Annotated in this window: 19 protein-coding genes and 1 pseudogene; 1 reads left to right on the top strand and 19 read right to left on the bottom strand. The window is 55.8% G+C overall.

The genetic code is table 11. The features are described 5' to 3' along the window. Positions 1-53: 53 nt before the first annotated feature. The 7 genes and pseudogenes from ABLU80_RS01015 to cmoM form a co-directional block, all read right to left on the bottom strand. Complete coding sequence (locus ABLU80_RS01015; RefSeq protein ID WP_015367455.1) at positions 54-701, bottom strand: MBL fold metallo-hydrolase; 648 nt, start codon at positions 699-701, stop codon at positions 54-56. A gap of 13 nt (positions 702-714) precedes the next feature. Beyond that, entirely contained in the window at positions 715-1,266 is a 552-nt protein-coding gene (locus ABLU80_RS01010; protein WP_015367456.1) for a YcbK family protein, read from the bottom strand. Between the two features lie 252 nt (positions 1,267-1,518). Beyond that, on the bottom strand, positions 1,519-3,315 hold the full coding sequence (gene ldtD, locus ABLU80_RS01005) for a L,D-transpeptidase (RefSeq protein ID WP_032705613.1): 1,797 nt from the start codon (positions 3,313-3,315) through the stop codon (positions 1,519-1,521). A gap of 184 nt (positions 3,316-3,499) precedes the next feature. Next, positions 3,500-7,948: a chromosome partition protein MukB gene (gene mukB / locus ABLU80_RS01000; RefSeq protein WP_348849598.1), complete on the bottom strand. Its 4,449-nt coding sequence runs from the start codon at positions 7,946-7,948 to the stop codon at positions 3,500-3,502. Then, positions 7,948-8,652 (bottom strand): chromosome partition protein MukE, encoded by a 705-nt coding sequence (gene mukE / locus ABLU80_RS00995; protein ID WP_015367459.1) that lies wholly within the window; start codon positions 8,650-8,652, stop codon positions 7,948-7,950. Before mukE ends, mukB begins: the two co-directional genes overlap by 1 nt. Next, complete coding sequence (gene mukF / locus ABLU80_RS00990; RefSeq protein WP_348849597.1) at positions 8,633-9,955, bottom strand: chromosome partition protein MukF; 1,323 nt, start codon at positions 9,953-9,955, stop codon at positions 8,633-8,635. The genes mukE and mukF overlap by 20 nt, the downstream gene beginning before the upstream one ends. After that, a pseudogene (gene cmoM / locus ABLU80_RS00985) lies at positions 9,952-10,756 on the bottom strand (tRNA uridine 5-oxyacetic acid(34) methyltransferase CmoM). Before cmoM ends, mukF begins: the two are co-directional and overlap by 4 nt. Before the next feature lie 121 nt (positions 10,757-10,877). Between cmoM and elyC the strand changes: the two are divergent. After that, positions 10,878-11,657, top strand: coding sequence for an envelope biogenesis factor ElyC (elyC, locus tag ABLU80_RS00980; protein ID WP_063446002.1), 780 nt, complete (start codon positions 10,878-10,880; stop codon positions 11,655-11,657). Here the strand turns inward: elyC and ABLU80_RS00975 are convergent. The 12 genes from ABLU80_RS00975 to serC form a co-directional block, all read right to left on the bottom strand. Next, positions 11,634-12,527: a YcbJ family phosphotransferase gene (locus ABLU80_RS00975; protein WP_032706173.1), complete on the bottom strand. Its 894-nt coding sequence runs from the start codon at positions 12,525-12,527 to the stop codon at positions 11,634-11,636. The genes elyC and ABLU80_RS00975 overlap by 24 nt on opposite strands. Before the next feature lie 130 nt (positions 12,528-12,657). Beyond that, positions 12,658-13,404 carry a 3-deoxy-manno-octulosonate cytidylyltransferase gene (gene kdsB / locus ABLU80_RS00970; protein ID WP_348849596.1) on the bottom strand — a complete coding sequence of 249 codons (747 nt, stop codon included), beginning with the start codon at positions 13,402-13,404 and terminating at the stop codon, positions 12,658-12,660. Beyond that, positions 13,401-13,583, bottom strand: coding sequence for a protein YcaR (ycaR, locus tag ABLU80_RS00965; protein WP_015367465.1), 183 nt, complete (start codon positions 13,581-13,583; stop codon positions 13,401-13,403). The genes kdsB and ycaR overlap by 4 nt, the downstream gene beginning before the upstream one ends. Positions 13,584-13,645: 62 nt before the next feature. After that, positions 13,646-14,875, bottom strand: a complete 1,230-nt coding sequence (locus ABLU80_RS00960; RefSeq protein WP_047739918.1) for a winged helix-turn-helix domain-containing protein — start codon at positions 14,873-14,875, stop codon at positions 13,646-13,648. Between the two features lie 54 nt (positions 14,876-14,929). Beyond that, positions 14,930-15,910 carry a tetraacyldisaccharide 4'-kinase gene (gene lpxK / locus ABLU80_RS00955; protein ID WP_032714164.1) on the bottom strand — a complete coding sequence of 327 codons (981 nt, stop codon included), beginning with the start codon at positions 15,908-15,910 and terminating at the stop codon, positions 14,930-14,932. Continuing rightward, the gene (msbA, locus tag ABLU80_RS00950; protein WP_015367468.1) at positions 15,907-17,655 is read right to left on the bottom strand and encodes a lipid A ABC transporter ATP-binding protein/permease MsbA; all 1,749 of its coding nucleotides are present in this window, start codon (positions 17,653-17,655) and stop codon (positions 15,907-15,909) included. The genes lpxK and msbA overlap by 4 nt, the downstream gene beginning before the upstream one ends. Positions 17,656-17,700: 45 nt before the next feature. Next, the gene (locus tag ABLU80_RS00945) at positions 17,701-19,956 is read right to left on the bottom strand and encodes a ComEC family protein (protein WP_348849595.1); all 2,256 of its coding nucleotides are present in this window, start codon (positions 19,954-19,956) and stop codon (positions 17,701-17,703) included. 205 nt (positions 19,957-20,161) lie between these two features. Beyond that, positions 20,162-20,449 (bottom strand): integration host factor subunit beta, encoded by a 288-nt coding sequence (gene ihfB / locus ABLU80_RS00940; protein WP_004100704.1) that lies wholly within the window; start codon positions 20,447-20,449, stop codon positions 20,162-20,164. 150 nt (positions 20,450-20,599) lie between these two features. Then, complete coding sequence (gene rpsA, locus ABLU80_RS00935) at positions 20,600-22,273, bottom strand: 30S ribosomal protein S1 (RefSeq protein WP_015367470.1); 1,674 nt, start codon at positions 22,271-22,273, stop codon at positions 20,600-20,602. A gap of 137 nt (positions 22,274-22,410) precedes the next feature. After that, positions 22,411-23,094, bottom strand: coding sequence for a (d)CMP kinase (cmk, locus tag ABLU80_RS00930; RefSeq protein ID WP_015367471.1), 684 nt, complete (start codon positions 23,092-23,094; stop codon positions 22,411-22,413). Positions 23,095-23,287: 193 nt separating this feature from the next. Continuing rightward, on the bottom strand, positions 23,288-24,571 hold the full coding sequence (gene aroA / locus ABLU80_RS00925) for a 3-phosphoshikimate 1-carboxyvinyltransferase (protein WP_020079258.1): 1,284 nt from the start codon (positions 24,569-24,571) through the stop codon (positions 23,288-23,290). Between the two features lie 74 nt (positions 24,572-24,645). After that, the gene (serC, locus tag ABLU80_RS00920) at positions 24,646-25,734 is read right to left on the bottom strand and encodes a 3-phosphoserine/phosphohydroxythreonine transaminase (RefSeq protein ID WP_015367473.1); all 1,089 of its coding nucleotides are present in this window, start codon (positions 25,732-25,734) and stop codon (positions 24,646-24,648) included. Between the last annotated feature and the right edge of the window lie 67 nt (positions 25,735-25,801).

The following is a 25,801-nucleotide window of genomic DNA, read 5'->3' as shown; positions in this document are numbered from 1 at the left end:
GCATAAGAAAAAGGCCGCAGACGCGGCCTTTTTTATTTCTTTGAGGTCAGGCATTACCAGACCGGCATTTCATCCTGCAGGAACGGATTGTGAAGGCGCTCATATCCCAGCGTCGATAACGGGCCATGACCGGGGATAAACGTCACGTCGTCGCCCAATGGCAACAGCTTACGTTTAATCGCATCAATCAGCTGGCCATGGTCGCCGCGCGGGAAGTCGCTGCGCCCTACTCCGCCTTTGAAAATCACATCGCCGGAAATCAGCAGACGAGAGGCATCGTCAAAGAAAACCACGTGCCCCGGCGTATGACCTGGACAGTGCAATACCTGCAAAGCGATATTGCCGACGGTCACCACATCGCCTTCATTTAGCCAGCGGTCCGGCTGCAACGGCTGACACTCATCCAGCCCGAACATACGGCTTTGCGCCGGCAATCCTTCCAGCCAGAACTCATCTTCTTTTTCCGGTCCAATAATTGGCACACCGTAATGTTGCGCCAGCTCGGCTGCGGCGCCGACGTGATCCAGGTGACCATGCGTCAACAGGATCTGCATCAGGCTGACGCCTGCCGCCGCCACTTCTTCCTTGATGCGCTCGGCATCGCCGCCAGGATCGACCAGCGCGGCAAGCCGGGTTTGTTCACACCAGATTAAAGAACAGTTCTGGGCGAACGCCGTGACCGGAATAATACGATAGTTCATGATGCTCCTTTCGTTACCAGTGCCGTACCGGACCGGTATCAATATGCACAAAGTTGCTACGTGGGTAGTATCCTACACCACCTGAGCGCATAGATAACGCCGCTTTGCGAATATTGCTTAAGGCAACGCCTTCAATGTGGAAATCCATCGCCTGGCCTTTGGTGTGATAGCTGTGTTTCGCTACACCACGGCTTCGTGCGCGAAGTTCATCGTTGGTATCGACGGAGCGATAACCGGAGATGAGCTGGACAGGCTTGTTGGTGCCGAGTAGTCCCTGCAGGCGGTAAAGCTGATCGAACAATCCTGGGTCAATAGACTTAATTTTGTTCGCGCGGAAATCACGGAAAAAGTGGTTAAGTCTTGCTAATTCATCCTGAATATAGCCTCTACCATCGAAAAACTCCGCCTTGAGTGATTCACCGGTGTGCAGGTTATTCAGCGTCAAAATACGCGGTCGGGGGGTCGAGAGGGTGGCAAATGCCGGCGCAGGGAGAATGGCGGCAGCACCGAGGGCAGCGCCACCCAACGCCAGCAATCTGCGGCGATTAGCGTCAAATTTGTCCATGATAATCAGGTCTACAGGTAAATGAATCGTAATATACTTTTCCGCTAAAATGTCCTTGGCTGGGTCGTATTGACCGCCGCAACACATTTTTGCGGATTATATGTATATGCACTTCTGGCGCACGAAAGGCACCTTACCGGGCATTATTGCCAACGTCAAGGCAGCCTCACCCCAGGAAATACGGGCCTTGTAGACGACCAGGGCCCGATTTCGTTCAGTGCTAGGACAACATTTTTCGCAGAACTACTTCATTTACCTGATTAATTGTTCCGCTTTTGGCAGAATTTGTGCGCTGGATCGCGCGGTGAGATCGTAATTGTAAATATCTGTTCGATATTGTGTACGTCCATCAGCGCCAACAAAGGCAGTTAAATAATATAAATTAACCGGAATATTTTGCCGAATATTGACGTAGCGCGTATCCCCCTGCTTCAGCGCGTCGGAAATGCGTGAATCATTCCAGCCCGCATCCTGCAATAGCATATTCGCCAGCTCAGAGGCTTTATTGACGCGAACGCAGCCCGAGCTCAACGCGCGAACATCTTTCTGGAACAGATTGTGGTTCGGCGTATCGTGGAGATAAATAGCATCCGAGCTTGGCATATTGAACTTATACCGCCCCAGCGAGTTGCGTGCGCCCGGCGCCTGCTGGAAACGGAACGGTAGATTCTTCTCGGTGATGGTAGACCAATCGACACCATACGGATCGATAGCTTCTTTGCTGTTCCAGCCGCGCATCAACGTATAGCCATGCTGCTCCAGATAGCCCGGATTGTTACGCACCTTCGGCAGAATATCTTTGCGCGCCAGCGTCGGCGGCACGTTCCACGGCGGGTTGACCACCACGTTGTTCAACGCGCTGCTCATCATCGGCGTTTTACGATCCGGACGACCGACAATGACCCTCGATGCCAGCACCTGACTGCCGTCCTGATAGTAGACCAGCGAGAACGCCGGAATATTGACCATGATGCCGGTGGACAATTTGCTCGGTAGCAAACGCAGACGCTGGATATTCAGCGCCAGCACCCCGGCACGCTGCGCCGAAGAGACGTTCAGCCAGTCGCGGGTGGACTGGCCGATGACGCCATCAGCGCCCAGCCCTTGCCAGGCCTGAAAGCGCTTAACGCCTTCTACCAGTTGGCGATCGTAAACGCCACGCGCGGCGGGTTTTGCTTTCGACTTCGGTTTCGCCGATGGGCTAACCACATCGCCCGGTAAGGCGATTTTCGCCGAATCATCCAGCATGCCGGTACGCTGCAGGATTTCACGCAGCGCGCCGATATCGTTACTCCACTCTCCCGGACGAAGCGAGGCGTTGCTGGTCAGTTGTGGCCACGGACGGTTATCCGCCACCAGCGTCAGCAGCGCCTGATGCATTGCTTCATATTGTGAATGTTGTGGCGCCAGTCCGGCAATAAACTGCGGTAGCGAACCGTTATCCAGCGCCAGCTGCCACTGGTTAATCACCGACAGCGGCGGCGTCGCCATTTTGTACGGCGTTGAGCCATACAGCCAACGGTTCCCCTGCATCGGAATACCGCTAATAAAATGCAGATATCCCATCATGGCGTCGGAAAGCACGACATCGCGAGCCATGCCGCTGACGGACGGATCCGTCAGCAGGCTCACCCAGGTGGTGAACTGCGGCTGGAAACCGGCGATAGCGACCTCTGCCAGCTGCTGCTGGAAGGCCTGTACTGCTTCGCGGTTCTCCCACATGGGTTTCATGTCGCGGGCAGCGTATAGCGCCACCAGCGGGTTGATATAAACCGGATGATAACCCGACGGCAGCATGGCCTCGATTTCAGCACGGCTTTTCGCCACCGCATCCGCCGCCAGCGGCTGCTCGCCGGCCATTTGCGCGACCGCAGCGGACTGACCATCGTTTTGTACCAATGCCGACGAAAGATCGCCCACCGTCGCGGAACTATCAGTGGGTATGACTTCAGGCTCTGCGGCCTGAACATTAAACAGCGGAGCAAATGCAAAAGCCAGGCTCAAGCTGAGCACCGACAATTGTCGACCATACCGTTTCTTTAGCAACATCCCTTGCCCCCTGTTAACACATTGCTGCCCGCCTGATGGGGCTTATTCTCAGTATATAAAGGCGAAAACGCTTTTGCCTTACCAAATGTAAAGAAGTTTAAAGACTATACCTTGTTAGCGTACTGTACAGAAAAACAAAAAGGGCGACAAATTGTCACCCTTTTTCCTATTAATCGACGCCCTTTCAGGAGGCGTCAGCGGTTCCAGGCAGCGCTTCCGGCACCGGCGCGGCAAAACCGCGCAGCCCGACAACGTGTACATGTTCGTGATTATTGAACACTTTACGCACCAGTTTATAGGTGGTGCCTTTTTCCGGGCTGATATTTTCCGGCGCCGCGATAATTAGCTGCATCTCGAGACGTTCACACAGTTCGAACAGCGTGGCGATAGAGCGAGCATCCAGACGTGCTGCTTCATCGAGGAACAGCAGACGGCAAGGCGAGATATCCTTGCCGCGCAGGCGACGGGATTCATCTTCCCAGCTCTGCACCACCATCACCAGAATCGACATCCCGGTACCGATCGCTTCACCGGTCGACAGCGCGCCGGACTCCGCGCGCAGCCAGCCGTCGGAACCACGGTTAACTTCCACTTCCATCTCCAGATAGTTGCGGTAGTCGAGCAGTTCCTCACCGATGGTTTGCGGCGTACGTTGCCCCATGTCAATCTGCGGATTCAGGCGCTGATACAGTTTGGCCAGCGCTTCCGAGAAGGTCAGGCGATTGCTGTTAAACAGATCCTGATGTTGTTCATGCTGTTCAGACAGGACATCCAGCAGCGTCGAGTGGGTCTCGCGCACGTTGACGTTCAGACGCACGCTGTTGACCTGGCCGAACGATACGCTCTGCAGCCCCTGGTTGAGCATGCGAATACGGTTCTGTTCACGCTGGATGGTCTTGCGAATGATATTCGCCACGCTGCGGGAGCTAATTGCCAGCTTCTGTTCGCGGTTGGTCAGCTCTTCGGTCAGACGGCTGAGCTCGATTTCCATCTGCTCGATCGCTTCTACCGGATCGTCAGTGCGAATAATATCCTGGCGGATTCGCTCGCGCAGATGCTGATAAACCGCAACGAAGAACTGAATTTTGCGCTCCGGACGTTTAGGATCTTCCGAAATACGCAGGACGTCGCGCAGGTGTTCGTTATCGGCGACCGCCAGACGCAGCGCGCCCAGCGCCTTATCCGACATCGAACGCAGTTCGTCGGCGGAGAGATAGGCCAGCTCGCGGCGGTGCAGACGACGTTCCACGCCGTTGTCTTTCACCAGACGCATCACCGCGCACCATCCCGCTTTAGCGCTCACCACCTGCTCGCGCATTTCGCAGTAATCGCGCTCCAGCTTGCGCAGTTTGCGGGTCAGGTTGTCCATCTCCGCTTCGCAGAAGGTCAACGCTTTCTCCAGCTGATTACGACGGGAGCGGTTGTTGCTCAGCTGCATATGCAGTTCATCACGACGCGCACGCGCACGCTCTTCCGCGCCGGTATCGGCGCGTACGCCGATATCCTGCAGCTCTTTATACAGATCGTTGAGCAGCTCTTTCTTGGTGTCATACGAGCTTTTCAGCGACGCCAGCACCTGGTTGTACTGGTTCAGCTGCGCAACGTGGCTACGCATCGCTTCGCGAGCGCGGCTACGCTCGGATTCTGCTTGTTGCAGACGCTGGCGCAGCTTTTCGTTGAGATCGCTGTTGCCGCTGAGCATCTCCGCCGAGTCAGAGTAGCTGAAGTGGGCGCGGCGCTGCACGACTTCCGCCAACGCGAAAGCCTGCTGACGCGCATCGCGCTGGATTTGCTGCGAATAGGCATAGTCTTCTTTCAGCTGTTCAAACTGTTCCGGGTCGCTTTGCAGTACCGAGACGATCGGTTCCAGTTTCGCCAGCTGATTGCCATGCTGCTGGATAAAGCGCGCCGCTTCCTGCGCTTCGTCCAGACGCTCCTGGATTTCATCTACGCGATCGGCCAGCGTCTCATCGGCCAGCAGATTCAGACGCGGCAGCAGGCGGTTAAGCGCCGACACGCCCTCTTTCGCCTGCTCATACTGAACGCGGTTCTGCTGGTTATCACTTTCATGCGCATTCAGCGCACGCTCGAGTTCGCCGCGGCGGCTATTGAGTTTGCGGATCTCTTCTTCCGGGTCGTCATCAAAGGCAACCGCCAGATGGCTACCGATGAAGCGGCTGAAGGCCTGATGCAGGCGCTGCGTTTTCTGCACGTCAAACGACAGCGTAGCAAAACGCTCGGAGAGACTTTCACGCTCGGCGTGCAGCGTTTCGATGCGGTTTTCACGGGCGGCGCGGCCAAACAGCGGCAGCGTCGGGAAACGCGAATAGCGCCACTGGCGGTCGGCAATCTTCACCACCACCGCTTTTTCCAGCTCATCGACGCTGAATACGCTGTCATCGAAGGACTGCGGATCGCCTTCGATCAGATACAGGTCTTCCGGGCAATCTTCCAGCCCTTCGAGCTGCTCCGCCACCTGTGACAGATCCGGAACCACGATCGCATGGCGCGATGGGCCATACAGCGCGGAGAAGTACGGCGCATCGTCGAGGCTAACGTCGTCATAGATTTCCGACAACAACACGCCGCCAAAGCGCTCTGCCAGCGCGTTCAGACGAGGGTCTTCAGAACCGCCCGGCTGGCTGAGACGCTCGATTTCTTCGTCGATGGCGCGCTTGCGGGCGCCGACTTCATCACGCTCAACAATTGCTTCGCGCTCGCGCTCCAGCAGCTGCTGCAGGTATTCGGTGACGTCCTGGCTTGATTCAAACTGCTCGCCGCTCTGCTCGCACAGTTGGTTGAGGCTGTTTTGCGCCGCCAGCCAAATCGGCGCCCGGCGCATCAGCGTCTGGGTACGCGACTGCAGCTGCTCAAGCTCCTGACGCAGAGCCATGCGCTGTTCCTGAGCGTTAGAGACGCTGTCGGCCAATGAGGCAATGCGCGCTTCCAGCTCCTGATGCCGCGTTTCCAAATCGTCAATATCGTAGCGTTTGCCCTGGCGCTTACAGAATTCGGCCAGCTGGCGCTCGGCGTCTTGTTGTTCACGCAGACGCTGTTCCAGCTCGTTGAGACGGCTACGCAGCCCATGCGCCTGCTCCGCCAGATGACGCTGGTTGACGCCGTCGCGTAGTAATTCACGCGCCACATCCCAGGCTTCATTACGCGCCAGCGGCCCGTTGATCGCCGCAACCAGCTGATACGCTTGTTCAAACTGGCTGTGCGCGGTTTGTGCCACGCTCATTTTCTGTTCCAGCGACAGCATTTTTTCCGTCGCTTCCAGCTCTTTCGCCTGGAACGTTTCCAGCCATTCGTCGGCGCTGTCGGCGGTTAGATCCGGCAGGTGACACAGCGCGCGCGCGCGTTCCAGCGCCTGTAGCGCCTGATTGTACTGAATGGCGCGAGTCTGCTGCACGTCGAGCGCCTGCTGGTAATCGGCGAGCTGGCTCTTCAGCTCATCCACTTCCAGTTCGGCGGCCTCGGCGCGGGCTTCGTTCTCTTCCTGCTGGTCGGCGGCTTCCGCCACCACTTCATTTTGCTCTTCCAGACGGATCTGCAGTTCGTCGAGATCCGCCTCGTAGCGCTCGATTTTTTCCTGCTGACGCAGCGCGGTTTGTACCAGGTTCAGGTGATCGCTGGCGGCCTGGTAGTCGGCTTCCAGATCGCCTTCTGCGCCGTTGTGTTCCTGCAGCTCGCGTGCCATATCGACATGTTTGTACTGCTCTGCCGCCAGCTGCGAACGCGAGGTAAAGAGCTCGCGACGGTACTCCAGCGCTTTATCCAGATGGATGCGCCGCTCGTTGGCGTGACGCATGTAGTCCGCCGCCACGTAGTTGGTGGCTTCACTGATAAGGTGCTTAAACAGATCGCGATCGGACTGGGTAACGCGAATCGCTTCCAGCGTCATACGGTTTTCACGCAGCGCCGCTTCCATATCCTGGAATGCCTTACGTACGCCGCTGTTTTCCGGCAGCAGGTAATCGCGCAGGGAGCGGGTAATGGTGCTGGAGATCCCGCCGTACAGCGAGGCCTCGATCAGGCGGTAGTATTTGCTACGATCGGATGCTGAACGCAGACGACGCGCCACCACGCCCAAATCAAACATCAGCGAGTGATATTCGGTAATCGAGTTAAACTGTTTGAACTGCACCCCTTCCATCGCGTCGAGCTTCTCTTTCAGCTCGTTGAGGCTCACGACGCGCGCCTGGCGCTCGTTAAGGGTTTCGGTCAACAGTTGGGTCGGCTGGATCGAGGTTGGCAATCCCTGGATGGCAAATGGCTTAATATCGACTTTACGGTCGCGCCCGGCAACCTGCTGCAGACGCACGCCAACCACCACACGCTGGTGGCGCGAGTTGATCACATCAAGCACCGAGTAACAGACGCCGGCGCGCAGTTTACCGTGCAGGCCTTTATCACGCGAACCGCTTGTGGCGCCCGCTTCGGTGGTGTTACGGAAGTGCAGCAGGGTTAAATCCGGGATCAGCGCCGTGACGAAAGCCGCCATGGTCGTGGATTTACCGGCACCGTTACCCCCGGAAAGGGTGGTTACCAGCTCATCAAGATCGAAGGTCCGGGCAAAAAAACCGTTCCAGTTAACCAGCGTCAGCGAGCGAAACTTACCGCGTTCAATCATTATTCTTCCTCCCCGCTATCCGGCTGATTCTCTTCATTCTCATCATTGAGCTGCAGGTGATTCTCCAGCGCCATCGCTTCGCCGTCGCGGATCATGCGCAGCTGCGCTTCGCGCGGATCGTCGCCAACGCGCACGTCAGCGCCAAAGCGGAACACCGATTCGGTGATGCGGAATTTACTGCTGTCGTGGCCCATAAACCACACCATGCCGAGGCGGCGCAGGCGGTTGAGGGACGCGCGCATTTTTTCCTGCAGCTTCTGGCGGTCGAGGTCGGAACCGGTGGAACGGTTGTTGACCAGCTTCAGCAATTTGCTTTCATCCGCCAGCGTCAGCAGCTCATCGTAGAGCTCTTGCTGAGTGAAGATGCCTTCATTAGCCAGACGTTCGGGGCTGAGGTAGAGGTAGCACAGAATTTTGCCGACCATCATATCCAGCTCTGATAATACCGAGCGCGGGATCAACGTCGTGGAGCGCGGACGCAGGTAGAAGAACCCCTCCGGCGCGCGAATCAGCTCAACGTTGTAGCGCGCGTAAAACTCTTCCAGGTAATCCTGAAAATCCATCAAAAATGCGTGATTATCCAGCTCATCCAGGCCAATGTGGCGGCCCGCACGCAGGGCGCTGTCCAGCGCCGGAAATAACGGATTGGCCAACGCCTGCGCCAGCTTAGCTGGCATCACTTGTTCAATATTTGTCAATGACATGCGCCTGTACCTTGGCTCCGTAATCATTAATCGGCTGCCATTTTGCCGGCAGTCCGGTGAAATCTGCCTGGGCGACGCCCAGCTGTACCGCCTGGTCAACAACGATTCGCGCGACGTCAAAGTGACGCGCGCGCGGATACTGCGCCAGAAACTCTCGCGCCACCAGGCCGAGATCCAGCGGCATACCCTTCTCTTTGTAGACCGCCAGCTGCGCTTCAATCAGCGCGGCCAGCTGCTCGCGAATTTCGTTGAACTCTTCGAATTCAAGGTCTGCCGGCAGCTCGCCGGTGACTTCTTCATCGCGCAGCGCCATCTCTTCATCGCGCATATCCAGCAAACGGTCGGCGCTGGCATAGGTCAGCGCCCACGGTGCGTCGAAGTAGGTCTGTACCGACTGACACAAACGCTGGGCGAAAACGCGGTTTTTATCCATATCGATGGCGGTACGGATAAATTTATGTACGTGACGATCGTAACCGATCCACAGGTCGATAGCCTGTTGACCCCAGCTGACAATACGATCGAGCTTGCTTTGCAGGTCGAACACCAGACGGTCGACAAAATGCAGATCGTCGCGCGCGATGGTGGCGTCCTGGATACGCAGCAGGTTGGCCTGTAGCTTATCGCCCGCCGCATCCAGAGTATCTTGCAATTCGCGCAGAGTGCCGGAGGTTTCGGACAGCAACAGTTCGCAGCTGGAAATCGCCGCGCGCCAGTCTTTGTTCAGCAACTGGGCGATATCGTCTTTCACCTGCTGTTGCTGCTCATCCATGATGCGTTGAGTCAGATCGATACTATCGAAGATTTCCGCCACCGAATATTTCAGCGGCGCAAAGACGTTGCGATGCCAGTGGAATTCATCGCCGCCCTCATCCGCGGAATCTGCAGCCCGCTTCAGTTCGCCGGCCACAATCGACAGCTGCATCGACAAACGCAGGGTGGAGAATTCACGCTGGCGAATATAGTAGTCGGTAATGCCAATACCTAACGGCGTCAGGCGGTAGATCGCATTCCCTTCCGTTATTTCGCTGGTAAAGCGGTTCAGCAGACGCTGGCGCACCATATCGTTGATGGCGTTATTGGCGCGCTGGCTGATGGTTTCGCTGGTCTGCTCAAACGCATCACTGACGTGGCGGAACGCGTCCACCAGTTCTCCCTCGGTCATTTCCCCTTCCAGCCGCTCGCCGTTCAGCGTGGCGACAGCCAGCAGAAAAGAGAGTCTGTCGACCGGCAGCGAGATGGAAAAATCATTTTTCCTGGCCCAGGCAACCAGTTCGGGGACTGTCTGGGAAAATTCACTCATAGTTTATCCTTGCATCTGCGGCTGTGCGCCTGGATCTTTCTTAAGCGCAGTGACATGAATATAGCGGCCCAGGCTGATATACGGCTCCTGGCGACAGTAGCGCGTTTCCAGCTCCAGCAGCGCAGTAAAGCTGTCATGCTGTTTACGTTTCTCACGCAGATAATCATGAAACACCCGCACGCCGGTTTTACCGGTTATCTGCCAACCGAGAGCTTCCAGCCAGCCGTATACCTGCTGCGGATCGCGCGGATAATCCGGCGACAGCGTGCGTTTTTTCTTTTTCGGCATGCCGATTTGCACGTAGTCGAAGTTTCCGGCGACCATATTGTGCATCAGCAGGCCGTTAGCATTGTAGAACATTAACGACAGCGCGCCGCCAGGGCGCAACACCGACCACAGCGTGCGCAACATTTCCTGCGGTTCCGCGACCCACTCAAGCACCGCATGAAACAGTATCAGATCGACGGGGCTTTCCAAATGCTGAGCAATATCCTGCGCCGCGCATTGTACAAAATGCATGTTGTCGATCACACCTTTATCGCGGGCGGCCTGCTGAGCACGAGCCACCATTTCGGCGGAAAGATCGCATAGCGTCACGTGATGGCCTAATTCCGCGACGCGGATCGCCGTTTGCCCTTCGCCGCCGCCGGCATCAAGTACCCGCAACGGCCCTGGCCCCATCTGCGCGAGCAGCGGTTCCAGATCCTGCCAAAGGATCGCCTGGCGCAGTTGGCCCTTGGTGGTGCCATAAATATTGCGCGAAAACTTTTCAGCGATGTCATCAAAATTGCGATCCTGCACGGACGACTCCACAAGCCAACACAAAACCGCTATTTTGTCATACCCACGGCGATAATGAAGCGATCTGTTATAAGATCCGTATATAACTTTGGTTATATGGTTAAAAAAGGAACCATTCGGGATGCTTTTCACTCTGAAAAAGGTATTGGGCGGCATGATGCTGCCGCTTCCTCTGCTGTTATTGCTGATGGCGATCGGCATCATTCTGCTCTGGCGCAGCCGTTTTCAAAAAACCGGCAAAGCGCTGGTCACCCTGAGCTGGCTGTTGCTGACGCTGTTAAGCCTGCAGCCGGTAGCCGATGGGTTGTTAAAACCTATCGAAAAAAGCTACCCGACCTGGCGTGGCGGTCAATCCGTTGAGTATGTCGTGGTGCTGGGCGGCGGCTATACCTGGAATCCGCAGTGGGCGCCGAGCTCCAACCTGATCAACAACAGCCTGCCGCGGCTGGCAGAGGGGATCCGCCTGTGGCGGGAAAACCCAGGCGCGAAAATGATCTTTACCGGCGCGGCGGCCAAAACCAACCCGGTTAGTACCGCCGAGGCGGGGGCGCGCGTCGCCGAAAGCCTCGGCGTACCACGCAGCGCGATTATCGTCCTTGACCGACCAAAAGATACCGAACAGGAGGCGGCTGAAGTAAAAAAAGCCATCGGCGGCGCGCCATTCCTGCTGGTGACATCCGCCTCGCATCTGCCGCGAGCGATGATATTTTTCCGCCATGCCGGACTGAATCCATTACCGGCGCCAGCCAACCAGTTGGCGGTGGAATCGACGCTTAACCCCTGGGAACGCGCGCTGCCGTCACCGTATTGGCTGATGCACAGCGAACGCGCGATTTACGAGACCCTGGGACGAAGCTGGCAGTGGCTGAAGGGAGCGTCAGGCGATCCAGGGCAGGATTGATTTCGCGGCAAGCGAGAAACGGGCGCGATCGAAGCGCCCGGTATTCACCAGATTTTCGACTTCATCCCATAACTGATACAGCCAACGCCGCCAGACGAAGGACTCCGCTACCGGCGCCCGCTGCAGGTAGCGCCATAGTAACTGCTCCCCTAATCCGCCGTCGGCGAGGCGGAACAGTTCGTACTCGCGCGGCGCCCACAGCATCATCCCCGGACCGACCATCGCCAACAGCTGATCGCTGCGCGCGTCTTTGAGCATACTACGTAGCGTAAAGCAGCCATGGACCAGTACGCAGTTATCGTTGAAATCGCTAAACAACTGCGGCAGGCTCTCACGACTGCGGAATAAAATACGCTTATCCTGCATCGTTAGCCCGGTGTCATGATAGAGGTTGAGCGTGCTCCACAGCATTTCTACCCGCTGGCGATACCAGTGCGGCCAGAGGTTTTCCTGAGTGCTATCAACCATCCCCACACAGCCGCCGCTATCATGCCGATGCCACGCCAGTAACCCCTCGACAATCTGATCCTGCAGTTGCTCCCAACGCTCAGGCGTGCGCGCTGGCGCTTCCACTGAAACGCCGCGTAACCGTTCAATGAGCAATACGTCAGGTCCCGGATGTTCTTCATGCGTCATGACGCCGTATACCACCGGCATACGAACGGTGCCGCTACGGGCAAGCAGCGAAATTTTCCACGCCAGCTGGCGCGCCACGCCGGGCGTGGTAAAGCTTTTCGCCAACAGCGGCATCGGGTTTCCCTGCGCATCATACAGCGACCATAGCGCTGACGAGGGTTTCTCGCTAACGCACTCCACGCGGCTTAGCTTCTCGCCAAGCAGGTGGCTCAGTTCGGCTCGCAACTGTTCCATCATAGATACCCTCATGAAGACTACTGTTTTCATAATGAGCGTCTGGGGGCGACTTGTCAGCGGATAAGATCAAAAATGGGCTAATTAGCGGCAGAAATATGTCCCCTTCAGGCGAAGGGGACGGCAAGGATTAACGCAGCTCGGCGCGGACGCGCTCCAGATCTTCCGGCGTATCAACGCCGGTGCCAGGAACCACTTCCGCCACCGCGACGTGGATTTTTTCGCCGTACCATAGTACGCGCAGCTGTTCGAGCATCTCAATTTGCTCAAGTGGGCTTGGCGCCCAGCTGACGTAGCGGCGAATAAAACCGGCGCGATAAGCGTAAATACCAATATGGCGCAGCAGGGAATCGCCAATTTCTTCGCGCGATTTTGCAAAACGATCGCGATCCCAGGGAATAGTCGCTCGAGAAAAATAGAGCGCATAGCCGTCGGCATCCATGACCACTTTGACCGCATTCGGGTTAAATGCTTCTTCGGCATCGTGGATAGGCACCGCCAGCGTTGCCATCCCGCTGGTGCTGGCCGCAAGGTTTTCCGCCACCTGGCGCACGATCGCCGACGGGATCATCGGTTCATCACCCTGAACATTGACGATGATAGTGTCATCGCTGAAAGCACATTTTTCAACGACTTCCGCCAGACGTTCGGTGCCGGATTGATGGTCGGCGCGGGTCATACAAACCTCGCCGCCCGCGGCTTCAACCGCACGCGCGACATCTTCATGGTCGGTGGCGACGATAATGCGATCCGCGCCGGATTCGCGGGCGCGTTCCAGCACGTGGACGATCATCGGCTTACCGTTGATATCCTGCAGCGGTTTCCCCGGCAGGCGCGTGGAGGCAAATCGCGCGGGAATAATGACGACAAAACTCATGGCTGGCTCTCTTCAACCGCGAGCGAGCGCGCTTCGTTTTCAAGCAGTACCGGGATCCCGTCGCGCAGCGGGAAGGCCAGGCTGTCGGCTTTACAGATAAGCTCTTGCTTATCCTGGCTGTAGTACAGCTTACCGTTGCAAACCGGGCAGGCGATAATTTCGAGTAAACGGTGATCCATGATTCCTCCTGATGGACCGAATAGATTTGGCAGCAGCATATCACAGGATGGTAGCCCGCGTATCACGCGGCATCAACGCCCCAACCTTGCCGCTGGTTAGCAAATAGCGTCGCGGGTAACTGGCGCAGCACAATCTCTTCTGCCCCTTGCCAGCGCGCAAAATCATTAATTGCTCGCTGGAGTCCGCTCTCCAGTCCGGCAGTCACTTTAACCCCCTCTTCCAGCCACAGCGAAAAGATCTCCAGCACACCGCCCTTACGGTGCAACTTGCTGTCCATCCTGCCAACCAGTTTGCCCTGATGCAGCAACGGTAGTACAAAGTAGCCGTATTGCCGTTTCGGCGCTGGGGTATAACATTCCAGCCGATAGCTGAAGTTGAATAACTGCTCGGCGCGTTTACGGTCCCAGACTACCGGATCAAACGGCGAGAGCACGGCGCTGTGGCTGGCGGTTAACTTACCGCCGGATGCCGATTCCAGCACAGCTTGCAGATCGCGGTGCAGCCACATCTCACCCAACTCCTCAACCATCACCGGCACCACCAGCCCCTCATCCTGCCAGCCCTTCAGCAGCGCCGGTAATGCAGGCTGGCGTAGACGATAATAATCGGCCAGCCACTGTGGACGAAAAACGCCCAAGCTGCGCGCGCTGTTACGTAGCATAATGGACTCGGCCTCCTGACGGGAGAGCGCATCGCGCCCATCATCCCAGTGCGGCATCGCACGATGGGTTAAATCATAGACGCGATGAAAATTACGCCGCTCAACGACCATCAGTTTGCCGGCGGTGAACAACCCTTCCAGATGACGTTTATGTGGTTTCCACTCCCACCAGCCGCTGGCGCCTTTACGTGGATGGGAAAAATCCGCCGAGCGAACCGGGCCATTTTGCGCGATATGCTCCAGCAACTCTTCTATGCTCGCGGCATGCTCGAGCATCCACTCTTTATGATATTTCCAGCCCATCTTGTCGGGATTCAACATCCGGTGGCGCACGAGGGCGAAATCGCTGCGTGGCAAAAAACAGGCTTCATGCGCCCAGTATTCCATCAGTTCGCCGCTACGCAAGGAATCATCCAGCCAGTGCTGCGGATAGCTACCAAGGCGGCTAAACAGCACCAGATAAGGGCTACGGGCGACCACGTTGATCGTATCGATTTGCAGCAGCGACATCTGCTGGATGGTGGAAAGGATGTCAGTCTGGCGAGCGCGACGTCGGGGCTTTTTCAGTAACCCTTGCGCCGCAAGATGAAGATGGCGAGCCTCTTTTAGCGACAGTTGCAATACCGACATGCAGGTTCTCCGTAGGGGATTCAAGCACAGCGGCGAGCAAAGCCAGCACGCAGGTTAACGTTGCGCCAGCGTCACTAAGTCCGCGAGCAACCGCTGTGCGCGATCATCGGTCATTATGGCGTCAACCGGCAGATACCACCAGTTCGCGGCGGCGAATTCACGGCATTTTACCGCGTCTTTCTCGGTCATCAACAACGTCTGCGACGGGGTTACCAATGCGGCGACAGCGCTTTGACTCAGCGCCTGATGATCCGCCAGCGCCACGGTTTTCACCGGCCGCACGCCGCAGTTTTCTAGCGTCGCGAAAAAGCGCGGCGGATGGCCAATGCCGGCCATCGCTACTACGTTATCGAGGGTCGCAACATCGCGACGCTCGCCGGTAAGCAGGTTCACCGCCATGCCGGGACGCAACTGCATCGGAATTTCACCCGGGCGGGCGACCCCGCCGTTGACGATAACGGCATCGACGCTTTGCAAACGGGATGCGCGCTCGCGCATCGGCCCGGCCGGCAGCCACCAGCCGTTGCCAAAGCGGCGTACACCGTCAATCACGACAATTTCTACATCCCGCGCCAGCTTATAGTGCTGCAGACCGTCATCGGTGACGATAATTTGTAAATCGTGAGCGGCTAATAACGCTTTTACCGCGTCGCTGCGTAGCGGAGAAACCGCTACCGGCGCGCCGGTTCGCTGATGAATCAACACCGGTTCATCGCCCGCCTGCGCCGTACTGGTCGCGTCATCCAGAACCAACGGATAGCTGTCGGCTTTGCCGCCGTAACCGCGAGACACCACGCCGACGCGAATGCCTCGCTGCTGTAGTTGCTCCACCAACCACACCACCACCGGCGTTTTACCATTGCCGCCGGCGGTCAAATTACCGACCACGACAACCGGCACCGGCGCGCGCCAGGCTTTTTTCCACCCCAGCTTATAGCTGAGGCGAATGAAAGCGCTCACCAGGCCATACAACCAGGAGAGCGGCAGCAATAGCCGCCATAGCGGCGATTCGCCGGACCAGATGCGCGCTATCATTGACCGAATTGCATCTTATGTAGCTGCGCGTAAACGCCTTTATGCTCCAGCAGCTCCAGATGGCCACCGCGCTCAACGATACGCCCATCTTCCACAACCACGATTTCGTCAGCCTGCTCGATTGTCGACAGACGGTGGGCGATAACCAGTGATGTACGGTTTTTCTGCAGTTCATCCAGCGCCGCCTGAATCGCACGTTCCGACTCGGTATCCAGCGCCGAGGTGGCTTCATCGAGGATCAGGATAGGGCTGTTGCGCAGCAGCGCGCGCGCAATAGCGATACGCTGACGTTGACCGCCGGAGAGCATGACGCCATTCTCGCCGATAATCGTGTCCAGGCCATTATCCATCTTGTTGATAAAGTCCATTGCATAGGCCATACGCGCCGCTTCTTCAATTTGCTCGCGGGTGTACTCTTCGGTACGCGCATAGGCGATGTTATTGGCGACGGTGTCATTGAACAGGTGCACGTTCTGCGAAACCAATGCCACCTGGTCACGCAACGAGCTCAGTTTGTACTCGCGCAGATCGTGGCCATCCAGCAGAATTTGCCCCTCGTCAACATCGTAAAAACGGGTAATCAGGCTGGCGATGGTGGATTTACCTGAGCCGGAACGCCCTACCAGCGCTACGGTTTTTCCCTCCGGAATGCTCAGATTAATGTTACGCAGCGCGGCAACTTCGCGACCAGGATAGCTAAAGGTGACGTTGTGGAATTCCAGGTTACCTTTGGCGCGCTCAATCACGCGCGTGCCTTCATCTTTCTCCTGCTCGGAATCCAGAATGGAGAACAGCGTCTGACATGCCGCCATCCCACGCTGGAACTGCGCGTTGACGTTAGTCAGGGATTTAAGCGGACGCATTAGCGCAATCATCGAAGAAAAGACCACGGTGATGGTACCGGCGGTCAGGGTTTCCATGACGCTTGGGAAGCTCGCCGCATAAAGCACAAAGGCCAGAGCCAGAGAGGCAATCAGTTGAATGACCGGGTCGGAGATAGAGGACGCGGAGACCATTTTCATCCCCTGCAGGCGCATCTTATTACTGACCTTGTCAAAACGCTTGGTTTCAACGGCCTGGCCGCCGAACATCAGCACTTCTTTATGCCCTTTGAGCATCTGTTCAGCACTGGTGGTCACCTGCCCCATGGTGTTCTGCATATTCTTACTGATATTACGAAAACGCTTCGAAACCACCCGAATCGCCACTGAGACGATAGGCGCCAGCACGATAAGAATCAGCGACAATTGCCAGCTGTAATAGAACATCATGGCGAACAGACCGATAATTGAGGCCCCCTCTCGCACCACGGTGATCAACGCGCTGGAGGAAGATGACGCGACCTGCTCAGAATCATAGGTGATACGCGACAGCAATGTCCCGGTGGATTGTTTGTCGAAGAAGGCGACGGGCATGCCCATCATATGACCGAACAGGCGGCGACGCATCGTCATCACCACTTTGCCGGAAACCCAGGAGATGCAGTAGCTTGAGATATAACTGGTGATGCCGCGCAGCACCATTAAACCAATCACTACCAGCGGCATCCATAACAGTACTGAGCGATCCGTTTTACCAAAACCATCATCCAATAACGGTTTAAGAAGCGATAACATGAAGGTATCACTTGCCGCGTTAAGCACCAACGCCACGGCCGCTACGATTAGCCCGGCTTTAAACGGCGCTATCATCGGCCAAAGTCGGCGGAAGGTCTGCCACGTGGAGAGATCTTTATCGTTCTGCATTCAATAAACCAGCTTATGTTGAAATAGCCGCATATTCTACCCGTTCTACGCCTCTGCGCCAAACCACTGATGATACCAACGAGGTAAAAGTTGATCCCGTAAGCTCTGGATTTGCCAACCATCTGGAGAAAAAATAATCGTTATTTGCCCCGAGTGCGGCGTATCAAACCACAGATATCCCTGCTTACGATAACGCTCTTCGACTTTTTTGGAAGGCATCTTCCATGCATTGTAACGCGCTGCCGAGGCGATAGCCGCCTCTCCTCCTACCCGCTGCAGCAATGTCACGCCGGATGACGTATTACTGCCATGGTGCGGAACCTGAATAAGTGTAGACGTAAGATGTTGCCAGTAATGGCTTATCATTTGCTGTTCGGCAGGGATTTCGATATCACCGGTAAGCAAAACGCTACGCCTGCCGTCATCGACCCTAACCACGCAGGAACCATTGTTTCCCTTATGCTCGCCTGCAGGCAACGGCCAAAGCGCCTGAAATCGAAGCCCTCGCCAGCGCCAGGCTTCCCCTCTGCGGCAAGGGAGATGTCCACGCAGATTAAGCGAGCTACGAATAACGAGATTTGGCCACGCCTGAACAATCGCATTCAGGCCACCGCGATGATCAAGATGTTCGTGGCTCAAGATGACTCCTTCAGGATGGAGACCACGCCAGCGCAACCAGGGCACGATGAGTCGCTGGCCGCTATCGCCCCCCGGCCAGGCGGGGCCGGTATCGTACAGAATAGCTGCTCCCTGACGCTCGATAACCACCGCTAACCCTTGTCCGACATCCAACATCGTCACTCTCCACTCGCCTGGCGTCGCGGTGCGCCAGAAGGGCCAACTGAGTAGCGCCACGCCGCTCATACAGAGTAACGGCATCTGACGCCAGGCCTGAAAACGCCATGCCAGGAGCGCCAGCCACGGTAGTACACTGATCGCCAACCACCGTTCGTCAAGCGATAACCATCCGGCAGGCAAATGGCGTAAGAACCAGAATAATATTGCCAGCAGACGATCGGCGAGTTGCCATAACGCCATTTCAAGCAACACCGGGCCGCTTAGATGCAGTAGCATCGCCGCTAAAATCAGCGGGACTATCAGAAATGTCACCAGCGGAACGGCAACCAGGTTTGCTATCAATGAAGTCAGGCTAATCCCATGAAAAAGCCCTATCTGCAGCGGCGCCAGCAGTAACATCAGGCCGCATTGCAGGTGGCCCAGCGCCAACAGTTGCCGCCACGGTGAACGACAGCGGAGCCGGCGAAGCGGCGCAAGCTGATACCAGAAAATCAACGCAGCAACCGCAAACACCGATAACCACAGGCTTTCTGAAATCATCGCCAGCGGATCAGCCAACAGTATTGCCGCAATACAACAGCAAAAGATTTGCCACGGCGACCAACGCCTGGCCTGTAGCCTTAACAGACATCCTGCGCTTAAGGCCGCACAGGTACGCAGCGCCGGGGGTTGCATGCCGGTAAGCCAGGCGTAAAACAGCGCGCAGCCTAACCCGACAAATAGCGGTATCCGCCAGCCTATCCAGCGGCACGGAAGAAAGAACTGTATTCCACGAACCAACAACCAGCCAAGCGACGCCCCCAGCGCAATATGCAGGCCGGAGATAGCCATTAAATGGGAGGTTCCCGTCTCCTGCATTAATCTTTTTATCTCATCCGCAACTGCCAGGCGCTCCCCCATTCCCAGCCCCAGCATCACCGTTTTCCATGGATACTCAGCGAGTGTGCGGTTTAACGAGGCCAGATAGCGAGCCCGGAAGCTGCAACGTGAATCAAGCGATGAGGCATTTAGAAAACGTCCGCTAAGCGGGCGATGCTGCGCAAGAGCGTAGCGCTGGCTATCGAAGCCGCCCTCATTTAACTGCCCATGTACCGGACGAGCGCGGATGGTCATCAGCCAGCGCTGCCCAACGCAGCCTGCTTCAGGTAGTTCGCTGCCGTAGAGGGTAATCCCAACCGCAGGATATAAACGCCGACCCTCAAGACGAATTATCTTACCTTGCCAGCTCGTCAGGCCATCACCGCCTACCAGCTCAATAATGGCCTGTCGGTTGCGACCGGGAATATGCTCAGTGGGCCACAGCGCTTGCCGGGCATGTAATATTCCCCATACGAAAAATAGCAACGTCAATGCGGCATACGTTGTGCAAGGTTTGCTCAGCGTTGCAATGATTAGCGCAGCGCCAATCAAGCACCAGACGCTTAGCATATTCGGTAGCGCCGGTAGCCAAAGCAGCGGCGAAATTCCGATTATGGCGCAGCCTGCCAGATGTGGTAATCGCATAACACCTCCCTGTTATCGGGGAGTGTCAGACAATTCGCCGCCGTGATCATGCATAAAAGAATGGAGTTGCGTCGCGCTATCCGGGAAATGTTGGCGCTTGCTATCAGGTAACAAAAGTTTTGCGAGCGGACGCGAAAAACAGACATAAAAAAAGCACCCTCAGGTGCTTTTTTATTAAGTAAGTCTTTGCCTGATGCGGAAAAACTTACTCTTCGTAAATATTGGCGCGGTCGCGTAGTTCTTTCCCGGGCTTAAAGTGAGGAACGTATTTACCTTCCAGTTCCACTTTATCGCCAGTCTTCGGGTTACGCCCGGTGCGAGGTGCTCGATAGTGCAGAGAGAAGCTGCCGAAACCGCGGATTTCAATGCGCTCACCTTGAGCAAGCGTTGAGGCCATATGCTCCAGCATTTCTTTAACAGCATCTTCCACCGCTTTCGCCGGGATATGAGATTGCTGGCTGGCAAGTCTTTCTATCAATTCTGACTTGGTCATTTTTCCTCCGGTTTCCTTCAAGGCAAAGTTAGCTTACAGCTTAAACAAGGGCGGCCGTAGCCGCCCTTTGTGCTTGATTACAGGACGAATCCTGCAATCTGTCAAGTAAACTCGTCATTATTCAGGCCGTTGTGGCCTGAATAACTAAGATTACTCGCCTTTAGCTGCTTTGAAAGCTTCAGCCATTGCGTTGTTAGAGAAGTTTGCATCTTCCTGTTTGTTAACAGTTGCGATTGCATCTTTCTCGTCAGCTTCGTCTTTCGCACGAACAGACAGGCTGATTGCGCGGTTTTTACGATCAACGCCGGTGAATTTAGCTTCAACTTCGTCGCCAACGCTCAGAACCAGAGTTGCATCTTCAACGCGGTCACGGGATGCTTCAGAAGCACGCAGGTAACCTTCAACGCCGTCAGCCAGTTCTACGGTTGCGCCTTTAGCGTCAACTGCAGTTACTTTACCGGTTACGATAGCGCCTTTCTTGTTCAGAGCAACGTAGTTGTTGAACGGATCTTCCGCCAGCTGTTTAACGCCCAGGGAGATACGCTCACGTTCTGCGTCAACCTGCAGTACAACTGCAGCGATTTCGTCGCCTTTTTTGTATTCACGAACTGCTTCTTCGCCTGCAACGTTCCAGGAGATGTCAGACAGGTGAACCAGGCCGTCGATGCCGCCGTCCAGGCCGATGAAGATACCGAAGTCAGTGATAGACTTGATTTTACCTTCAACACGGTCGCCCTTGTTGTGGGTTTCCGCGAACTGCTGCCATGGGTTAGATTTGCACTGCTTCAGACCCAGGGAGATACGACGACGTTCTTCGTCGATATCCAGAACCATAACTTCCACTACATCGCCAACGTTAACAACTTTGGACGGGTGGATGTTTTTGTTGGTCCAATCCATTTCGGAAACGTGAACCAGGCCTTCAACGCCTTCTTCGATTTCAACGAAGCAGCCGTAGTCGGTCAGGTTGGTCACGCGACCAGTCAGTTTGGTACCTTCCGGATAACGCTTAGCGATAGCTACCCACGGATCTTCGCCCAGCTGTTTCAGGCCCAGGGATACACGGGTACGCTCGCGGTCGAACTTCAGCACTTTAACAGTGATTTCGTCGCCAACGTTTACGATTTCGCTCGGATGCTTAACGCGTTTCCAGGCCATATCGGTGATGTGCAGCAGGCCGTCAACGCCGCCCAGATCAACGAATGCACCGTAGTCAGTGAGGTTCTTAACGATACCTTTGACTTCCATGCCTTCCTGCAGGTTTTCCAGCAGCTGATCGCGCTCTGCGCTGTTTTCGGATTCGATAACGGCACGACGAGAAACAACGACGTTGTTACGTTTCTGGTCCAGCTTGATGACTTTGAATTCAAGCTCTTTGCCTTCCAGGTGCAGCGTGTCGCGCACCGGACGAACGTCTACCAGGGAACCCGGCAGGAACGCACGAATACCATTCAGCTCAACAGTGAAGCCACCTTTAACTTTGCCGTTGATAACACCGACTACAGTTTCAGCGTCTTCGTAAGCTTTTTCCAGCGTGATCCAAGCTTCGTGACGTTTAGCTTTCTCACGGGACAGCAGGGTTTCACCGAAGCCGTCTTCTACTGCATCCAGAGCAACGTCAACTTCGTCACCAACCTGGATTTCCAGCTCGCCCTGGGCGTTTTTGAACTGCTCAGCCGGGATGGCGGACTCAGATTTCAGACCAGCGTCAACCAGTACGATATCTTTGTCGATAGCAACAACAACACCACGAACGATGGAACCCGGGCGGGTTTCGATTTCTTTTAAGGATTCTTCAAATAGTTGAGCAAAAGATTCAGTCATGTTTAATCTTCAGGTTTCATATTTAACGTCCACCTGGCTCCGTGCCGGATGGGGTTGTTTAACATACCCGCTAACACTCCGTTGCTGCGGGGGTACTGCTATAATTCGGAGGCTTGCGACGCTTTGCCGGTTAACGGTTAAGCGATAGCCAGTTTTTCGCGCGCATATTGTAGCGCTTTTTCAATTACTTGCTCAATGCTTAGTTCAGTGGAATCGAGAACTAATGCATCAGCGGCCGGGACAAGCGGCGCCACAGCACGATTACGATCGCGATCGTCACGCTCTTTTATCTCGGACAAAAGACGTTCAAAGTTAACACTAAAACCCTTCTCCTGCAACTGTAGCAGGCGGCGCTGGGCCCGTTCTTCCGCCGACGCATCGAGGAAAATTTTAACCGGCGCATCCGGGAACACGACGGTGCCCATATCGCGGCCGTCGGCAATCAGGCCAGGCAGTTCGCGGAAGGCGCGTTGACGGCGCAGCAGCGCTTCACGTACACGTGGGAAAGCCGCGACCTTAGAGGCGGTATTGGCCACTTCCTGGGTACGGATCTCTGCGCTGACATCCTCGCCTTCCAGCACCACTTCCAGGTTGCCGTCAGTAGAAATAAAACGCACATCGAGATGAGCTGCCAGCGGAACCAGCGCCTCTTCTGACTCGACGTCTACGTGATGATGTAAGGCTGCCAGCGCAAGAACGCGGTAGATAGCCCCGGAATCCAGCAGATGCCAGCCAAGCGCTTCCGCCATTGCCTTGCACAACGTGCCCTTACCCGCACCGCCAGGTCCATCAATGGTGATTACCGGAACATTTGCCGTCATCTTTTTCTCCTTCAGCAAGGCGCATGAATATAAACGCCGCGCATTATACGCATCAATGCGCCAGAAAGTGAGCATTGCGTGCAAATTACGGAATAGAAGAAATTAAATGTAGAAGAATTGCGCAATTATAGCGGGCTGGCAGAATACCAGCCCGCAAGATGACAAAGCTTTACCTTAAAGGACAGAACAGACTTTACGCGAGGGTACTAATTCGCGCCAACTGCTCGAAATAATCCGGGAACGTTTTCGCCGTGCATTTTGGATCAAGGATAGTGACCGGCGTCGCCGATAAGGCCACCAGCGAGAAGCACATCGCCATGCGGTGATCGTTGTAGGTACCGATTTCAGCAAATTTCAGCGTCTCAGGCGGCGTAATACGAATATAATCTTCGCCCTCTTCTACTTCGGCGCCCACTTTACGCAGTTCAGTGGCCATCGCGAACAGGCGGTCGGTCTCTTTCACCCGCCAGTTGTAAATATTGCGCAGCACCGTGGTGCCTTTCGCAAATAGCGCCGCAGTGGCGATGGTCATTGCCGCATCCGGGATATGGTTCATATCCATATCGACAGCATTCAGCTCACCGCGGGTACAGGCGATGAAATCGTCGCCCCAGGTAATTGTCGCGCCCATTTTTTCCAGCACATCGGCAAAGCGAATGTCGCCCTGAACGCTATTGCGGCCAATCCCGGTCACTTTTACCGTACCGCCTTTAATCGCGCCGGCAGCAAGGAAATACGAGGCTGAAGAGGCATCACCTTCCACCAGATAGTCGCCCGGCGACTGATACTGTTGCTTGCCGCGTACGACAAAGCGCTGGTAGTTGTGGTTTTCAACGTCAACGCCAAAGGTTTTCATCAGGTGCAGCGTGATGTCGATGTAAGGTTTGGACACCAGGTCGCCTTTAATCGCGATCGTCGTGTCCTGCGGCGCCAGCGGCGCAGTCATCAGTAAAGCGGTAAGGAACTGGCTGGAGACGCTGCCATCAACTTCCACCTGGCCGCCGTTGAAACCGCCGCGCAGGCGCAGAGGCGGATAGTTTTCCTGCTCCAGATACTCAATTTGCGCGCCCCCCTGGCGTAACGCATCGACCAGGTGGCCTATCGGTCGCTCTTTCATTCGCGGTTCGCCGGTCAGCACAATATCGTTGTCGCCGAGGCACAACGCCGCCGCCAGTGGGCGCATCGCCGTACCAGCATTACCGAGAAACAACTCCAGCGCGCCGCTGGCCTGAAGCGGACCGCCGTTGCCGGTGACTTCACAGCGAGTACGATCGGCGGACAGGGTATAGTGAACTCCCAGGGCGTTAAGCGCATTAAGCATGTGGCGAACATCATCGCTGTCCAGCAAATTGGTCAGCACGGTGGTGCCGTGGGCTAATGCCGCCAGCAGCAAAGCGCGGTTAGAGACACTTTTTGACCCGGGTAGGTTTACGGTGCCATCAACGCGCGCAATGGGTTGTAACGTCAGGGATTCCATGAAACTCGACTCTCAAAAAAACAGAATAAAAACCCCGCAGACCGGCCGCGGGGATGAAAATAAGCGCTCAGCAATTAGCCGCGACGACGTTCAAAGTCCTGCATGAAGTCGGTAAGCGCCTTGACGCCGGCCAGCGGCATCGCATTGTATATAGAAGCACGCATACCGCCCACCACGCGGTGGCCCTTCAGCGCATGCAGACCAGCCGCAAAAGATTCTTCAAGGAACAGTTTGTCCAGCGCGCTATCCGCCAGTTGGAACGGCACGTTCATCCGCGAGCGGTTGGCCGCGGCAACATCGTTACGATAGAAATCGCTATTATCAATCACGCCATACAGCAATTCAGCCTTCTGCTGGTTGATTTTATCCATCGCAGCGACGCCGCCCTGCTCTTTCAGCCATTTAAATACCAGCCCCGCCAGATACCAGGCGAAGGTCGGCGGCGTGTTGAACATTGAATCATTGGCGTTCAGCACGGTGTAATCAAGGATCGATGGGCAGGCGACGCTGGCTTTACCCAGCAGATCTTCACGCACGATAACCAGCGTTAACCCTGCCGGGCCGATATTCTTCTGCGCGCCAGCGTAAATCACGCCATAGCGGCTGACGTCAAGCTCATGCGATAGAATACTGGAGGAGTAATCCGCGGTGACGACCACATCATCGCCAAAGTTTGGTGTTTCGTGGATAGCGATACCGTCGATGGTTTCATTGGGGCAGTAGTGCAGGTAAGCCGCGCCCGGCGTCAACTGCCATTCGTTCATCGGCTTAACGGCTCGCAGGCCGTCAACGGTGGTTTTCGCGTCGATAACGTTCGGCGTGCAGTATTTTTGCGCTTCTTTTACCGCGCTCGCCGCCCAGTAGCCAGCATCCACATAATCTGCTGTTGTTTTGTCACCCAGCAGATTTAACGGGATCCCGGCAAACTGTCCGCGACCGCCGCCATGACAGAACAGCACTTTATAGTTGGAAGGGATATTAAGCAGATCGCGGAAATCCTGTTCTGCCGTTTCAGCCACCTGGATAAACTCTTTACCACGGTGGCTGATTTCCATTACCGACGTCCCCAGACCGTGCCAGTCGCACAGTTCCTGTTGCGCCAGTTTGAGAACTTCTGCCGGCAGCATTGCCGGGCCCGAACTAAAGTTATAGACCTGAGCCATTTCCCCTCACCACGTTGCTATATTGTCTGCACGCGAACCGTCGCGGGCATAAGTTATTCCTGTGGCT

It is taken from the genome of Klebsiella sp. CN_Kp104, from assembly GCF_040064515.1.
GTDB classification, from domain to species: Bacteria; Pseudomonadota; Gammaproteobacteria; order Enterobacterales; family Enterobacteriaceae; genus Klebsiella; species Klebsiella aerogenes.
The sequence above is the reverse complement of the archived record's forward strand: the minus strand, read 5'-3'. Positions and strand labels throughout refer to the sequence as shown.